12 protein-coding genes are annotated in these 15,975 nt (G+C 48.2%); 3 read left to right on the top strand and 9 right to left on the bottom strand.

Features of this window, described 5'->3' with window-relative positions; genetic code table 11:
• Positions 1-7: 7 nt before the first annotated feature.
• From BM359_RS04140 to BM359_RS04105, 8 genes are read right to left on the bottom strand one after another with little or no spacing between them, the layout of a single operon-like run.
• Positions 8-2,224 (bottom strand): putative bifunctional diguanylate cyclase/phosphodiesterase, encoded by a 2,217-nt coding sequence (locus BM359_RS04140; protein WP_054488221.1) that lies wholly within the window; start codon positions 2,222-2,224, stop codon positions 8-10.
• A gap of 3 nt (positions 2,225-2,227) precedes the next feature.
• Positions 2,228-4,171, bottom strand: a complete 1,944-nt coding sequence (locus tag BM359_RS04135; protein ID WP_054488219.1) for an acetoacetate--CoA ligase — start codon at positions 4,169-4,171, stop codon at positions 2,228-2,230.
• A gap of 2 nt (positions 4,172-4,173) precedes the next feature.
• On the bottom strand, positions 4,174-5,079 hold the full coding sequence (locus BM359_RS04130; RefSeq protein ID WP_054488216.1) for a hydroxymethylglutaryl-CoA lyase: 906 nt from the start codon (positions 5,077-5,079) through the stop codon (positions 4,174-4,176).
• 2 nt (positions 5,080-5,081) lie between these two features.
• Entirely contained in the window at positions 5,082-7,052 is a 1,971-nt protein-coding gene (locus BM359_RS04125) for an acetyl/propionyl/methylcrotonyl-CoA carboxylase subunit alpha (protein ID WP_054488214.1), read from the bottom strand.
• Between the two features lie 14 nt (positions 7,053-7,066).
• Positions 7,067-7,852 (bottom strand): enoyl-CoA hydratase/isomerase family protein, encoded by a 786-nt coding sequence (locus BM359_RS04120; protein ID WP_054488212.1) that lies wholly within the window; start codon positions 7,850-7,852, stop codon positions 7,067-7,069.
• Positions 7,853-7,868: 16 nt separating this feature from the next.
• Positions 7,869-9,476 (bottom strand): carboxyl transferase domain-containing protein, encoded by a 1,608-nt coding sequence (locus BM359_RS04115; RefSeq protein ID WP_054488211.1) that lies wholly within the window; start codon positions 9,474-9,476, stop codon positions 7,869-7,871.
• Between the two features lie 15 nt (positions 9,477-9,491).
• On the bottom strand, positions 9,492-10,661 hold the full coding sequence (locus tag BM359_RS04110; RefSeq protein ID WP_054488209.1) for an isovaleryl-CoA dehydrogenase: 1,170 nt from the start codon (positions 10,659-10,661) through the stop codon (positions 9,492-9,494).
• Entirely contained in the window at positions 10,658-11,077 is a 420-nt protein-coding gene (locus BM359_RS04105; protein ID WP_054488207.1) for a MerR family transcriptional regulator, read from the bottom strand. The genes BM359_RS04110 and BM359_RS04105 overlap by 4 nt, the downstream gene beginning before the upstream one ends.
• A 78-nt stretch (positions 11,078-11,155) precedes the next feature.
• On the opposite strand from BM359_RS04105, the gene BM359_RS04100 reads away from it, so the two are divergent.
• Positions 11,156-12,337, top strand: a complete 1,182-nt coding sequence (locus BM359_RS04100; RefSeq protein ID WP_054488206.1) for an acetyl-CoA C-acyltransferase — start codon at positions 11,156-11,158, stop codon at positions 12,335-12,337.
• 20 nt (positions 12,338-12,357) lie between these two features.
• Here the strand turns inward: BM359_RS04100 and BM359_RS04095 are convergent, their stop codons facing one another.
• The gene (locus BM359_RS04095; protein ID WP_054488205.1) at positions 12,358-13,236 is read right to left on the bottom strand and encodes an EamA family transporter; all 879 of its coding nucleotides are present in this window, start codon (positions 13,234-13,236) and stop codon (positions 12,358-12,360) included.
• Between the two features lie 68 nt (positions 13,237-13,304).
• Between BM359_RS04095 and BM359_RS04090 the strand changes: the two genes are divergently transcribed.
• Entirely contained in the window at positions 13,305-14,804 is a 1,500-nt protein-coding gene (locus BM359_RS04090; RefSeq protein ID WP_054488204.1) for a CoA-acylating methylmalonate-semialdehyde dehydrogenase, read from the top strand.
• Between the two features lie 12 nt (positions 14,805-14,816).
• On the top strand, positions 14,817-15,974 hold the full coding sequence (locus tag BM359_RS04085; RefSeq protein ID WP_054488203.1) for an acyl-CoA dehydrogenase family protein: 1,158 nt from the start codon (positions 14,817-14,819) through the stop codon (positions 15,972-15,974).
• Position 15,975 lies beyond the last annotated feature (1 nt).

Genomic DNA, 15,975 nt, shown 5'->3' with positions numbered 1-15,975 from the left:
GCTATATTCAGGCAATCTGGATAGGGATAAGCCCTTTATACTGCTGTAATAATTGGGTGATTTGTCGTGCCGGCACGGGTTTACTAAAAAGGAACCCCTGGCCGGTACTACATTCACGCTGTAATAAAAATTCGACTTGTTCTTCTGTTTCAATACCTTCTGCAACCAGTTGAATATTCAGGTTGCGTGCAAGACTAATAATCGCCTGCGTAATGGTTGCGTCATCTTCGTTGTGGGGCAGGTCTTTAACAAAGGAGCGGTCAACTTTTAATGAAGTCACCGGGAAGTTCTTAAGATACGACAATGAAGAGTAACCTACGCCAAAATCATCGATTGCCAGTGACATTCCGTGTTCACGTACCGAATGCATAAAGCGGGTATGTGACTGAATATTCTCAATAAAGACTTGCTCAGTAAGCTCTAGTTCCACTTTGTTCGGTGGTATCTGAGCTTCATTTACGCGCTCCATAATATCATCAACCAGCTCAGGTAAGTGTAGCTGCTTTCCTGAAATATTGATCGCGATACTGAGCTCTTCAAAGCCGATATCGTGCCATTGCTTCAATTGGAGAAAAGCTTCTTCCATAACGTATTCTGATATCGGAATAATCAAACCGGTATCTTCAGCCAATGGAATAAACTCATCCGGTGGAATAATACTGCCGTCTTCATCGACCCAGCGAACCAAGGCTTCAAGGCCACTGATACGGCGACTGCTTAACTCAACCTTAGGCTGATAATAAACCGTTAATTGTTGTTTAGAAACAGCATGGCGCAGTCGTTTAACGAGTTCCAGCTTCTTGGTCAAGTCTCTGTGTATGGCTTTATCGTAAACTTTATAAGTGTTACGGCCATGCTCTTTAGCCTGGTAAAGCGCTGTGTCGGCATTACGAATAAAGTATTCGGCGTTAAAGTCGGCATCCTCAGCAAAGGTAATACCAATGGATGCGCTAATAAATAACTCGTAGACATCAACGAAAAAGTGGGTGTCGAGAGCTTGCAGTAACTGTTCAGATAGCTTTATAACGCTCTCGCGACTGTCCGGCTCTGCTATAGCGAGTAAGAATTCATCACCACCAGCCCGGGCAAGAACACTGGACTTAGGAGCCAGCTTCGTAATACGGCGCGCAACTCTGCGTAAGAGTTCGTCACCAACGGTATGCCCCAGCGCGTCGTTAACTTCTTTAAATCTGTCTAAGTCAATGAAAAGCAAAGCTGCTTTCTTATGCGGTGATTCAGTTTCCAGCCATTCACCCAAAATACGTTTTAGCGCATTACGGTTTACCAGTCCGGTGAGCGAGTCGTGTTCGGCCAGGTATGCCATTTGCTTTTCAATACGCTCTCGCTCGTCAATTTCACTATAAAGCTCAATGTTTGAATCGGCCAGTTGTTGCGCCTTAAAGCGGCTTTGCCCCAGAATATAAAGCACAAAAGTCAACATACTGGTAACCAGTAGCCCGGCAATTAAGGCCGCTACTGAGATACCACCGCGCAGCTGTTCCAAATGATTCGTCGTAGGCCAAACCGAAAGCTCCCAACTGTTGCCGACCAACTGTAATGAGTGATAATGGGACCATTCATCACGTAACGAAGAGTCTCCGGCAAACTGGAAAAGGACGTCGTCTTCACTTCGTACACTCAGTTGAAAGCCTTCACTAATATTACTGCGAACAACATTGCTGAACAGACTCTGTAGGCTAATGATGAACCCCAGAAAGCCTGGATTTTGCTCTCGTTCAACCCGGACGAAAATGGCAATGTCGCTGCTAATACGACCGAGATTTCCGGCAGGCCCCATCATGGCATGCCTATTACCTTCAGATGCTTCCAGTTTTCCAACCAGTGAAGTTTTAGAGAAAGAGGTGCCTAATAACTCCGGCTGTTCATTTTGGGGATAGATTAATTCAATGTTGAGGTCGTCATTAAGCCAGGCGATACCTTGCACGTTTTGATAGTACAAGGTAACGATATCGGCATTTTCCTTCCAGCGTTCCTTTATGGTCAGATCACTGCGTTCCCACTCTCTCGCCAGAAGTTCAGCGACAAATAAATGTGAAACCAGACTTTGCCGGATATCACGCTGTAAGCTGTAAGTTTCAGCTTCCAGTGCGTCGTGGACAACTTGGTTTTCTTGGTAACGCAAATAGCTAAAAGCGGTAACCGTAATAACCAGGCCTACAATGGCTGCTACGACCGCCTGCCGTGATCCGTGCAGGAACATCATGGATTAACGCAACTCCTCTCTATCACGGAAGTAATCCAGTGCTTCTGGGTTTGCCAGAGCTTCTGTGTTTTTAACAGGCTCACCGTGAACCACATTACGTACCGCTAATTCAACTATCTTACCGCTTATAGTACGGGGTATATCGTCAACCTGCAAAATTACAGCAGGAACGTGACGCGGAGTCGCGTTTGCACGAATGGTTTTTGCAATGGTTTGACGCAGCTCGTCGTTAAGCTCTATACCTTCTCTTAGCTTAACGAAAAGAACGACACGCTCGTCATCGTGATATTGCTGACCAATAGCGATACTTTCCAATACTTCATCAACTTTTTCTACCTGACGGTAAATTTCAGCAGTGCCAATACGCACGCCGCCAGGATTAAGAACCGCATCAGAGCGGCCGTAAATAATCACGCCATCGTGCTGAGTTAGCTCGGCGAAATCACCGTGGGCCCAGGTATTTTCAAAACGGGCAAAGTAGGCGTTGTAATAGCGCTCACCGTCATCATCTCCCCAAAAGCTCACTGGCATGCAAGGGAAGGAATTTTCGCAGACAAGTTCGCCTTTTTCGCCACGAACCGGCTTGCCGTTATCGTCATAAACATTCACGGCTAAACCAAGCCCGCGGCACTGCAATTCACCACGGTAAACAGGCAGAATAGGGCAGCCAAGGGCAAAACAAGAAACAATGTCAGTACCACCCGATATAGACGAAAGACAAAGGTCTTTTTTAATGTCGCGATATACGTAATCAAAGCTTTCTGGCGGCAGTACAGAACCGGTTGTTAAGATACTGCGCAGCTTTTCCAGGTTGTGACTTTCTCTTGGTTTAACGTCGGCTTTTTCAAGTGCCGCTAAGTATTTTGCGCTGGTACCAAATACGGTAATGCCTTCTTCGTCTGCAACGTCCCATAAAAATTCAGGTTCCGGTGCAAAAGGAGAGCCATCAAATAAGGTAAGGGTAGCGCCAACAGCTAAACCGCTGACTAACCAGTTCCACATCATCCAGCCACAGGTGGTGAAATAGAATAGGTTATCGTCACGGTCTAAGTCGGTATGCAGGCCGTGCTCTTTTACATGCTGCAATAGCGTGCCACCGGTACCGTGAACAATACATTTAGGTACGCCCGTGGTGCCAGATGAAAACATAATATAGAGCGGATCATTAAAATTACGAGGAACAAAGTCTATTTGTGTTTGTTCGGCATCGCCAAAGTCATTCCAGGCAAAAACATTTTCACCTTTAAGGCGGTCTTTTTGTTGACTGAAATTGACCACAACGGTGGCTTCAATACTTTTTATTTCTTTTATAATATCCGCGGTTTTGCTTTTTATGTTGAGGTTTTTGCCATTATAAAAATAGCCGTCAACGGTTATCAGTACTTTGGGTTCAATTTGACCAAAGCGGTCAAGCACACCCTGAACACCAAAGTCCGGAGAGCAGGATGACCAGATAGCACCGATACTGGTAGTTGCCAGCATACCAATAATGGTTTCAATGCAATTGGGCATCATGGCAGCAACACGGTCACCAGCTTCGACTCCGCGTTGACGCAAGCCCGCGGCAAAGGCGGCTACTTCGTGGTTTAGTTCAGCATACGTCAGTTGTTGTCTTACGCCGTTTTCACCACGAAAAATAAGCGCAATGTGATCATCTTTATGGCGTAATAGGTTTTCAGCAAAGTTTAGTTTGGCTTCAGGAAACCATTTGGCACCCGGCATTTTTTCTTTATCGGTAACGACGGTAGAACCTTTTTCGCCAATAACATCAAAGTAGTCCCATACCATAGACCAGAAGCTTTCGTCGTTGTCGACTGACCACTGGTAAAGGTCATGGTAATTGGCCAGTGCTACATTTTTTTCTGTATTCACCTGTTGCAGGAAATCCGTCATGCGGGCATTGGCAATGGTATCTGCTGACGGTTGCCACAATGCTTCTGAAGTCATGTTTAATCCCCTTGTTTTGCCAATTCTGCTATCGCGACTTGTGAACGGGGGCCATGCGCTAAATGCTGACAAATATCGGCCCCGGCTGCGATTAACTTGTCCAGATCAATACCGGTTTTAATTCCCATACCGTTTAGCATGTACACCACATCTTCGGTGGCAACGTTACCACTGGCGCCTTTAGCGTAAGGGCATCCGCCTAAACCAGCAACGGCCGTATCAATAGTAGCAACGCCTAATGGAAGGCAAGCCATAATATTAGCTAAAGCCTGTCCGTAGGTATTGTGAAAGTGCAATGCAAGCTTTTCCATGGGCACTTTTTCGGCTACCGCAGCGAGCATTTCCTGTGCTTTTAAGGGGGTTCCGACACCTATGGTATCGCCAAGTGAAACCTCATAGCAGCCCATGTTGTAAAGCGCTTCAGCAACCTTGACTACATTTTCCAGCGGCACCTCACCCTGATAAGGACAACCTAAAACGCAGGATACATAACCTCTGACAGGTATGTTTTTTTCTTTGGCGGCTGCAATAACCGGCTTAAAACGCTCCAGCGATTCATCAATACTGCAATTTATGTTTTTTTGTGTAAAGGCTTCCGACGCTGCGCCGAATACGGCAACCTCGTCCATATTGGCTGCAACGGCTGCTTCAAAGCCTTTCAGGTTGGGGGTTAAACCCGCGTAGGTAATGCCTGGACGGCGCGTTATTTGTTCCATAACGGCACTACTGTCGGCCATTTGCGGTACCCATTTAGGGCTCACAAAGCTGGCACTTTCAATGTAGGAAACGCCAGCATCAGCCAGCGCTTCAATCAAAGCAACTTTTGCATCGACAGAAACGGCGGTTTCATTTTGTAAGCCGTCACGCGGACCTACTTCAACGATCTTTATCTTGTCTGCAAGGCTCATTGTTACTCCGCTTCATTAACTGCTATAAGCTCGTCACCGTCACTGACTAAGTCACCAGCGGCGAAGAAAATGTCGGTCACCTCACCTTCATGCCCGGCGCGAATGGTGTATTCCATTTTCATGGCTTCCATGATGACAAGCGGTTGGTCTTTTTCAACAGTATCGCCTTTTTCTACCAGCACTTCCATGATGGTACCGTTCATTGGCGCAACATGGCCACCATGAGCGGCGTCATCGGACAGGGTGTCTGCCACACGGTGTCGATGGAAAATGACAGGGCCGTTGTCAGTAAATACGGTAATTTGCTGATCATCGGCGCTGACATAACGATGATAACGCATACTGCCCGCAGTCAGCGTGAGCTTGTCGTCGGTTAAAGACGCCTGCCAGCGAATGCTTTCCTCATCAACTTTCTGCAGGAATTCGCCTGAGGCAGTTTCAATGAGTGATATGGCATAGGTTTCTTCGCCAAACTGCAGTGGCACTGTATGTGCAGCTGCTGAGTTCATTCTAAACGCATTACCACTTTGCCATGGTGAACTGCCACGTTGCTGCTGACGCTGACTAATATCAAATAAAGCGGCTTCAGTCGCAATTTGTTGATAATTCACAGAGTTATCCGGCAGCAGGTCTTCCTGATATTGTTGAATAAACTCTGTTGTCAGGTTGGTTTTCACAAACTCTGGGTGTGAAGCCAAACGATGCAAAAAGTCGACGTTAGTGGTTAGGCCGGTTAAACGGTACTCACGTAAGGCCTTTTGTAAGCGTAGCAGAGCACGAGTACGATCGGTGTCCCAGACAATGAGCTTCGCAATCATAGGGTCGTAGAAGGCGGAAATTTCATCGCCTTCTTCAATACCGGTATCAATGCGAACGCCGTTTTCTTCTGCCGGAGTGCGTAAGTGTTTAATGGTACCGGTGCAAGGTAAAAAGTCGTTGTCCGGATCTTCAGCGTAAATTCGGGCTTCAAACGCGTGACCGTTTACCTGAATGTCATTCTGCGCCAGAGGTAGTGGCTGACCGGATGCAACCAGTAATTGCCATTCGACCAAGTCCTGTCCGGTGATCATTTCTGTAACCGGATGCTCAACCTGTAAGCGGGTGTTCATTTCCATGAAATAAAATTCGCCACTTTGGTCAAACAGAAACTCAACCGTACCTGCACCAACGTAGTCTATTGCCTGAGCGGCGCGAATGGCGGCTTCACCCATTTCGGTGCGCGTTTTTTCGGTTAATGCCGGAGCCGGAGCCTCTTCAAGCACCTTTTGGTGACGGCGTTGTACCGAACAGTCGCGCTCTGCCAAATAAACGGCGTTACCGTGTTCATCGGTGAACACCTGAATCTCTACGTGGCGGGGGTTACGAATAAAACGCTCCATGAGCATTTTATCATTACCGAAAGAGGACTTAGCTTCGCGTTTCGCCGAATTCAGAGCTTCATCAAATTCGCCCATGTTTTCGACCACACGCATACCTTTACCACCGCCGCCGTAAGCCGCTTTCAGCAGTAACGGAAAGCCGACTTTTTCAGCTTCTGCTTTTAAGGTTTCGATGTCTTGCTCGCTACCATGATAACCCGGAACCAGTGGAACGCCGGCGTCCTGCATAATAGATTTAGCCGCGCTCTTAGAGCCCATAGCAGCAATGGACGATACCGGCGGGCCAACAAAGATAATGTCATTAGCCTGACATTGGTCAGCGAAGTCTTCATTTTCCGAAAGAAAACCATAACCGGGGTGAATAGCTTCGGCACCGGTTTGTTTAGCCGCAGCAATGATTTTGTCGCCCCGGAGGTAACTTTCAGTACTTGCTGCCGGACCAATATGTACAGCCTGATCGGCCAGTTTAACGTGGCGCGATTTGCGGTCGGCGTCAGAGAATACCGCTACGGTGCGAATTCCCATTTTTTTAGCTGTGGCAATAATACGACAGGCAATTTCACCACGGTTCGCAATCAATAATGTTTTGATCATAATGAGACCTGTTGTTAACTCTGTTTAAGCCAGGCGGCGGGGCGTTTTTCAAGAAACGCACTGAGGCCTTCCTGACCTTCGTCCGACACGCGAATTTCGGCAATGGCTTTAATGGTGTGTTCACGTACGCCTTTATCGATTGGTCGTGAACCGACATTGCGAATCAGTTTCTTACAGGCACCTACCGCTTGTGGACTGTTCGCTAAAAGCGCTTCCAAAAGTTTGTTCAGGGGCTCATCGAAGTCTTCAACAACGTCATTAACTAAGCCCAGTTCCTGCGCTTTATCGGCAAAGAAACGTTCTGCTGTCAGCATATAGCGACGAGACTGTCTTTCACCAATGGTGCGGACAACATAAGGACTGATAACCGCAGGAATCAGTCCAATTTTCACTTCACTCAAACAAAAGCTACTGCGCGGTTGCGCCAGTACAATGTCACAGCAGGCGGCAAGGCCTACGGCACCGCCGAAAGCGGCGCCCTGGACTAACGCGATACTGGGCTTGCTGAGCAAGTCTAAACGCTCCATTAACAGCCCAAGCTCGCCGGCGTCATCAACGTTTTGCTGGTAGTTTTTATCCGCCATGGAGCGCATCCAGTTCAGGTCCGCACCGGCAGAAAAGTTTTTACCCTCTGAACGAAGCACCAACACGCGCGCGCTATCACTTTCTTCAACTTGTTCTAATGCCTTCAGGAGTTCCGCAATCATCACATCGTCAAAAGCGTTGTGAACGTCAGGGCGGTTTAACGTCAGCGTCGCAACGCCTTGGCTGTTGATATCAAGCTCTGTGTATTTTGCCATGGTTAATAACCTCCGATTACATGCGGAAGACGCCGAAACGGCTGTCTTCAATCGGTGCATTTAATGAAGCAGCAAGGCTTAGTGCCAGAACTTCGCGCGTTTGTGCCGGGTCAATAATGCCGTCATCCCATAAACGGGCAGATGCATAATACGGATGACCTTGTTTCTCGTACTGCTCAACAATCGGCTTTTTCAGCGCTTGTTCTTTTTCTTCACTCAGGCTTTCGCCTTTACGGGCTAAGTTATCTTTGGTGACCTGCGCCATAACGCCTGCAGCTTGCTCACCACCCATGACCGAGATACGCGCATTTGGCCACATGAACATCATGGTTGGGTCATAAGCGCGACCACACATGCCGTAGTTACCGGCACCATAGCTACCACCAATTAAGACGGTAAACTTAGGAACTTTCGCACAGGAAACGGCCATAACCATTTTCGCGCCGTGTTTGGCAATGCCTTCGGCTTCGTACTTTTTACCGACCATAAAGCCGGTAATGTTTTGTAAGAACACCAGTGGAATTTTACGTTGGGCACAAAGCTCAATGAAGTGAGCCCCTTTTTGTGCCGACTCGGAAAACAAGATGCCGTTATTCGCCACAATACCAACGGGGTAGCCGTCAATGCGGGCAAAACCCGTCACCAGTGTATTACCATAGTTAGCTTTAAATTCGTCAAAGTCCGAATCATCAACAATGCGCGCAATGACTTCGTGAACGTCATAAGGCTTGCGCAGGTCGGTACCGACAATGCCGTACAGCTCTTTTGCATCGTAACGCGGCGGTTTGGCCGGTTGGCGATCCAGCTTAGTCGGCTCGCCGCGGTTAAGGCGTGCGACCGAGCGGCGTGCTAAGGCTAAAGCGTGTTCATCGTTGTGAGCGAAGTGATCAGCAACACCGGAGATGCGTGTATGCACATCGGCGCCGCCAAGCTCTTCGGCTGAAACTTCTTCACCCGTAGCCGCTTTAACTAGCGGGGGACCGGCTAAGAAAATAGTACCTTGCTCTTTAACAATAACACTTTCATCCGCCATCGCGGGTACGTACGCACCGCCGGCAGTACAAAGGCCCATAACCACCGCAATTTGCGGAATGCCTTTGGCTGACATATTCGCCTGATTAAAGAAAATGCGGCCAAAGTGCTCTTTGTCCGGGAATACTTCGTCCTGACGGGGCAGGTTGGCACCGCCAGAGTCCACCAGGTAAATGCAGGGCAAGTGACAACGCTCGGCAATTTCTTGAGCGCGCAAGTGCTTTTTCACGGTCAGTGGGTAGTAGGTGCCGCCTTTCACAGTGGCATCGTTGGCGATGATCATGCACTCAGTGCCTTCAACCTGACCTATGCCAGCGACAACGCCGGCAGCAGGAACGTAATCTTCATAGCATTCCCAGGCGGCAAACTGGCCAATTTCTAAAAATGGCGAGCCAGCGTCCAGCAACTTATTAATACGGTCACGAGGCAGTAATTTACCGCGAGATAAGTGGCGCTCCTGATACTTAGGACCACCGCCCTGATGAATCTTTGTCGCTTTTTCCTGCAAGTCGTTAACGACGTCTTGCATAGACTCACTGTTAGCCGCAAATTGTGCATCGCGGGTGTTGATTTTACTGGATAAAATCGCCACGGCGTTGCCTCCTTATTATTTTGATTCAGTGAAGAGTTCGCGACCAATAAGCATACGACGAATTTCCGACGTACCGGCACCGATTTCATAAAGCTTCGCGTCGCGCAGCAGGCGGCCTGTCGGATACTCGTTAATGTAGCCGTTACCACCCAATAACTGTATAGCGTCCAGCGCAAGCTGAGTCGCTAATTCGGCTGCGTAAAGAATTGCGCCTGCGGCGTCTTTACGGGTAGTTTCACCACGGTCACAAGACTGAGCTACTGCGTAAACGTAAGCACGCGCCGCATTAGTGCGAGTGTACATATCAGCAACTTTGCCTTGAATCAGCTGGAATTCGCCGATCTCTTTACCGAACTGTTTGCGATCGTGAATATAAGGTACGCAAGTATCAAGGCAGGCCTGCATAATGCCTAAAGGACCAGCAGCAAGAACAGCGCGCTCGTAATCAAGGCCGCTCATCAGCACTTTAACACCTTCGTTAAGTTCACCCAGAATGTTCTCTGCAGGCACTTCGACATCTTCAAACACCAGTTCACAGGTGTTTGAGCCACGCATACCCAGTTTGTCGAGCTTTTGTGCCTGACTGAACCCTGGCGTGTCTTTTTCAACAATAAAAGCGGTGATACCACGAGAGTTTTTTTCGGGTTCGGTTTTTGCGTAAATAACAAAGACGTTCGCTTCAGGACCGTTTGTGATCCACATTTTGTTGCCGTTCAGAACGTATTTGTCGCCTTTTTTATCGGCGCGTAGCTTCATACTGACAACGTCAGAGCCGGCGTTAGGTTCACTCATTGCTAAGGCACCAACGTGTTCGCCAGTACATAACTTAGGTAAGTATTTTTGCTTCTGTTCTTCATTACCGTTGCGGTGAATCTGGTTCACACACAAATTGGAGTGTGCCCCATAGCTCAGGCCAACAGAGGCTGATGCACGGCTAATTTCTTCCATCGCGATAACGTGCTCAAGGTAGCCCATGCCAGAACCACCATACTCTTCGGCAACGGTTAAACCGAGCAGACCCATATCGCCAAGCTTGCGCCATAAGTCGCTGGGAAACTCATTTTTTTCATCGATTTCAGCGGCGCGAGGGGCAATTTCGTCACGCGCAAAGGCATTAACTTGCTCACGGATCATGTCGGCTGTTTCGCCGAGCCCAAAGTTAAAGGTGGTGTATTGACTGATCATAACGACTCCTGAGAATGAACTTCTGAAACTGATGAGCTAATGGTCTTAAGCTCGTCCTGACAACGTTGCTCAAGACCGCTTAACTCGGTCAGTAACACATTAATATCTTCCATCTGTTGTTTGAGCGAGAGCTTTTTCTCACCGATGAGCTCAAGTACTTTTTGTAACTGCGCCGCGCTGCTGTTGTCTGCATCGTACAACTCAAATAAACGGCCGGTTTCAGCCAGTGAAAACCCCAGCCGTTTGCCGCGTAGAATCAGCTTTAAACGAACCCGGTCTTTATTGGTGTAAATGCGCTGTTGGCCCTGGCGTCTGGGAGAGAGCAGACCTTCGTCTTCGTAAAAACGAATGCTGCGAGTGGTAATGTCAAATTGTTTTGCCAGTTCACCAATACTGTAAGTTACTTTATTGTCCATCGGTACTTGCTTTTTGGTTGCTCTGGGATCTAAGCTTAGAGGAAGTTTACGTTAACGTAAAGTGCATTTGGAGGAAAGATGTCAAGCGATTCCATCGTGATTGTGGCGGCCAACCGTACGCCAATGGGCGGTTTTCAGGGTTGTCTGAGTGAAGTTTCTGCTCCTAATTTGGGTGCAGCAGCCATTAAGGCAGCACTGAGTAACAGCGGTTTGAAAGCCGATGATATTTCGGAAGTTATCATGGGTAATGTTTTGCCGGCAGGCTTAGGTCAGGCTCCGGCTCGTCAGGCGATGCTTTATGCTGACTTACCTCGTTCGACCGGCGCTACAACGATAAACAAGGTTTGTGGCTCGGGCCTAAAAGCCGCGATGATGGCTCATGACTTAATCAAAGCCGGTTCTGCTGACGTTGTACTGGCGGGCGGTATGGAAAGCATGTCCAACGCGCCGTATATGCTACCTAAAGGTCGCAGCGGCTATCGCATGGGGCATGGACAAGTGCTGGATCACATGATGTTCGACGGCCTTGAAGATGCTTACGAGAATAAAGCCATGGGAAGCTACGCGCAAAGTACTGCTGATGAGTACGGTATTGATCGTGAAGCAATGGATGAATTTGCGATTCATTCTTTAACCAAAGCGCAGGCAGCCATTAAAGACGGCTTGTTTAAAGATGAAATTACAGCGGTGACTTACTCAACTCGTAAAGGTGAAGTTACCGTAGATACCGATGAACAGCCGGGTAAAGCACGACTGGATAAAATTCCTCAGTTACGTGCGGCGTTCAAAAAAGACGGTACGATCACCGCGGCTAACTCAAGCTCTATTTCTGACGGTGCTGCGGCGCTTATCTTAATGCGTGAAAGTGAAGCAAAAGCCAAAGGTCTGCAGCCGTTGGCCCGGGTGATGGGTCACACAACGCACTCGCAGGCACCGTCTGAATTCACTATTGCACCTATTGGCGCAATGAACTCATTGTTGAGCAAGCTGGACTGGACAAAAGACGACGTCGATTTATGGGAAATTAACGAAGCCTTTGCCATGGTAACCATGCTGGCAATTCAGGAAATGAAACTGGATGCGAGCAAAGTGAATGTGCATGGCGGAGCTTGCGCTTTAGGGCATCCTATTGGCGCAAGCGGTGCACGTTTGCTGGTAACGCTGTTGCACGCCTTAAAACAAAAAGGCCAGAAACGAGGCATTACTTCGTTGTGTATCGGTGGCGGCGAAGCTGTCGCTCTGGCTGTGGAAATGATCTAGTCGGGCTTTGCCGGTATAGGCTAGCCTGCGGGTTTCAGCTTTTGAACCCGCCCGGCTAGCCAAACGGCAAGCACTATGATCAAAGCACCAATGCTTAAACGGGTGTAGTCAAAGGACTGTTCCCAGAATAAGACATTAACCAGAATTCCAGCGGGAATTAAGGCATTGTTCATAGTGGCAAGCTGTCCGGTGTTGACCCATTTACTGGCAAGGTTCCAACCAAGGTAACCAAGGCCTGAGGCGACAATACCTAGCCACAGTAAAATGCCCCACTGGAGGTTAGTTGCAGGCATCATGTTTAGGTCAGCAAAAAGCAAAACACCCAGGCCGGCAATAACACTGGCACCAAAGAAAAACGCAGCAAATTGCTGACTTTGTGCCAATGTCTTACCGGTCGGTAAACGTTTATAAGCAACTTGACCTAAGGCAAAGCAAGCATTGGCGGCCTGAATTAAAAAGAAACCAGTGATGAAATCATCAGACAGCGGTTGATACCGAATTATGGCAGCGCCGCAAACGGATACTGCCGCAGCAATCCACCATAAAAGAGGTAAATGCTTGCGGTTGAGTATGAGTTCGTCAATGAGGGTTATGTAGAGCGGTGTAAAAATAGTGAACAAAAGCACTTCGGCAACGCTCAAATACAAAAACGCATGGTAAAGAAACAAATACATGGCGCCAATTTGTATAGCGCCAATAACGGCCAGTTTAGTCAGTTGAGGTAGCTGCCCACTTTTGGGAGACAAATGCCGCCAACGAAATAACGGTAACACGGTTATCAGTGCTAAAATCATGCGGATAAACACAACAATATAACCGTCAACCTGACCGGCAAGATAAACGCCGATTAGCGAAAAACTGGCGGCCCAAAGTAAAGTAATCAGAATTAAGAGGGTCACGTTAAGACTCACTTAACTAAATTTAGCTCATCAATAGATGACAAAATAACACAATAAGAAGGTGAATTATGTCTAAGAAAGTGCCTCTGTATATAGATGGCGAATTTGTCGCCTCGAAGTCAGAACAGTGGATTCCTGTCACCAATCCAGCGACACAGGAAGTTATCGCACAAGTGCCAGTTGCTACCCAGAGTGAAATGGAAGCAGCGGTTGAGAGTGCACGCGAAGCTTTTAAAACCTGGAAAGAAGTGCCTGTTTCTGAACGCGCTCGTGTCATGATGCGTTATCAGGCCTTGTTAAAAGAACATCAGGAAGAAATAGCAGAAACTCTGGCGCAGGAAACCGGTAAAACTTTTGAAGATGCAAAAGGTGACGTCTGGCGTGGTATCGAAGTGGTTGAACACGCAGCCAATATTCCTTCGTTATTAATGGGTGAAACTGTTGAGAACGTTGCCCGTAAAATTGACTCTTACAGCTACACTCAGCCACTTGGGGTTTGTGCAGGTATTACGCCGTTTAACTTTCCGGCTATGATCCCACTGTGGATGTTCCCGCTGGCAATTGCTTGTGGTAACACCTTTATTCTTAAACCTTCTGAGCAAGATCCATTAACCCCAAATCGTTTGGTGGAATTATTTGAACAAGCTGGCGCGCCTAAAGGTGTGTTGCAGGTCTTGCATGGCAATAAAGATCAGGTTGATTTCCTGCTGGATCATCCGGCAGTTCGTGCCTTGTCATTCGTTGGTTCTGTGCCGGTTGCAGAGTACATCTACCGTCGTGGTACAGAAAATGGTAAGCGGGTACAGGCCTTTGCTGGTGCGAAAAACCATTGCGTTATTATGCCAGATGCCAATAAACAGCAAGTGATCAACAACATGGTTGGTTCTTCTGTTGGTGCAGCGGGTCAACGTTGTATGGCGATTTCTGTCGCAGTATTTGTTGGTGCGGCAAAAGAGTGGATCCCTGAAATTGCTGAAGCCATTGCGAAAGTTCGTCCGGGCGCATGGAATGATGAAAATGCCGCTTATGGTCCGGTTATTAGCCCACAAGCAAAAGAGCGCGTTGAAGCTTTGATTACTCAGGGTGAAAAAGAAGGCGCGAAATTGTTGGTTGATGGTCGTAATTGCAAAGTTGATGGCCTGCCAAACGGTAACTGGGTTGGTCCAACAGTATTCTCTAACGTAACGCCGGATATGGAAATCTACAAAACGGAAATTTTCGGTCCGGTATTGTGCGCCACAGAAGTAGACAGCTTAGAAGACGCTTTAGAATTGGTTAACAACAACCCTTACGGTAACGGTACGTCTATCTTTACTGCAAGCGGTGCGGCAGCGCGTAAATACCAGCACGAAGTTGAAGTGGGTCAGGTCGGTATCAACATTCCAATTCCGGTACCACTTCCGTTCTTCTCATTTACTGGCTGGAAGCGCTCATTCTTTGGTGACCTCCACGCTTATGGTAAGCAGGGCGTTCGTTTTTACAGTGAAACGAAGACAGTAACGGCGCGTTGGTTTGAGAGCGATCTGGAAGATCCAGCCGGCCCTAACATGTCAATTAACCTAAGGTAGTAGGGGATAGCGATGAATTTCGAATTGACAGAAGACCAGCAAGCCTTTGCCGATACGGCTAAAGCGTTTGCTGATAAAGAGCTGGCGCCTAATGCGGCTAAGTGGGATGAAGAACACCACTTCCCAATTGAAGTGTTCCGTAAAGCCGGTGAAATGGGCTTTATGGGCATGTACACGCCGGAAGAAGCTGGCGGCTTTGGAATGAGCCGCTTAGACTCAGCGCTCATTTTTGAGCAGTTGGCGGGTGGTTGTACAGCAACCACGGCCATGATGACGATTCATAACATGGTCACCTGGATGATTGGCTCCTTCGGCCAACAGTCTGTAATTGACCAGTGGGTACCAGAGTTGGTTACCGGCGAGAAGCTGGGCTCTTACTGCCTGACAGAACCCGGTTCAGGTTCAGACGCTGCCAGCTTACGCACCAGTGCGAAAAAAGATGGTGACGAGTACGTTCTGAACGGCTCTAAAATGTTTATCTCCGGTGCCGGTGAAACTGACGTTCTGGTGGTTATGGCACGCACTGGCGAAGACGGTCCTAAAGGCATTTCTGCCTTTGCTGTACCAGCCGATGCCAAAGGTGTTATTTACGGTAAAGCCGAAGAGAAAATGGGCTGGAACGCCCAGCCAACTCGCTTAGTAACGTTTGAAGACGTTCGTATTCCGGCAGAAAACCTGCTGGGTAAAGAAGGCGAAGGCTTTAAATTTGCCATGATGGGCTTAGACGGCGGACGTATTAATATTGCGGTTTGTTCTGTCGGTACCGCCCAAGCAGCGCTGAACACAGCTAAAGCTTATATGCAGGAACGTACGCAGTTTGGTAAGCCGTTGGCAGCTTTTCAGGCGCTACAGTTTAAGTTAGCTGATATGGCCACTGAGCTGGTAGCAGCCCGTCAAATGGTGCGTTTGGCAGCCAGTAAAGTTGATAACAACGACGCTGACAAAACCACCTATTGCGCTATGGCGAAGCAGTTTGCGACCGATGTTGGTTTTAAGGTGTGTAACGACGCACTGCAACTGCACGGTGGCTATGGCTACATAAAAGAGTATCCATTAGAGCGCCATGTGCGTGATGTTCGTGTTCACCAGATTCTGGAAGGGACGAACGAAGTGATGCGTATGATTATTGGTCGCCGTATGTTGGCGGATAACGACCGCGAAATCTTGTAAG

The organism is Idiomarina abyssalis, assembly GCF_900116625.1.
Lineage (GTDB): Bacteria > Pseudomonadota > Gammaproteobacteria > Enterobacterales > Alteromonadaceae > Idiomarina > Idiomarina abyssalis.
This window is presented reverse-complemented; position numbering and strand designations above follow the sequence as displayed.

Excerpts from the sequence above, each read along its gene's own strand:
- BM359_RS04085 (WP_054488203.1), top strand. The coding sequence starts at position 14,817 with ATGAATTTCGAATTGACAGAAGACCAGCAAGCCTTTGCCGATACGGCT.
- BM359_RS04105 (WP_054488207.1), bottom strand. The coding sequence starts at position 11,077 with ATGGACAATAAAGTAACTTACAGTATTGGTGAACTGGCAAAACAATTT.
- BM359_RS04130 (WP_054488216.1), bottom strand. The coding sequence starts at position 5,079 with ATGAGCCTTGCAGACAAGATAAAGATCGTTGAAGTAGGTCCGCGTGAC.
- BM359_RS04140 (WP_054488221.1), bottom strand. The coding sequence starts at position 2,224 with ATGATGTTCCTGCACGGATCACGGCAGGCGGTCGTAGCAGCCATTGTA.
- BM359_RS04110 (WP_054488209.1), bottom strand. The coding sequence starts at position 10,661 with ATGATCAGTCAATACACCACCTTTAACTTTGGGCTCGGCGAAACAGCC.
- BM359_RS04135 (WP_054488219.1), bottom strand. The coding sequence starts at position 4,171 with ATGACTTCAGAAGCATTGTGGCAACCGTCAGCAGATACCATTGCCAAT.
- BM359_RS04090 (WP_054488204.1), top strand. The coding sequence starts at position 13,305 with ATGTCTAAGAAAGTGCCTCTGTATATAGATGGCGAATTTGTCGCCTCG.
- BM359_RS04120 (WP_054488212.1), bottom strand. The coding sequence starts at position 7,852 with ATGGCAAAATACACAGAGCTTGATATCAACAGCCAAGGCGTTGCGACG.
- BM359_RS04100 (WP_054488206.1), top strand. The coding sequence starts at position 11,156 with ATGTCAAGCGATTCCATCGTGATTGTGGCGGCCAACCGTACGCCAATG.
- BM359_RS04125 (WP_054488214.1), bottom strand. The coding sequence starts at position 7,052 with ATGATCAAAACATTATTGATTGCGAACCGTGGTGAAATTGCCTGTCGT.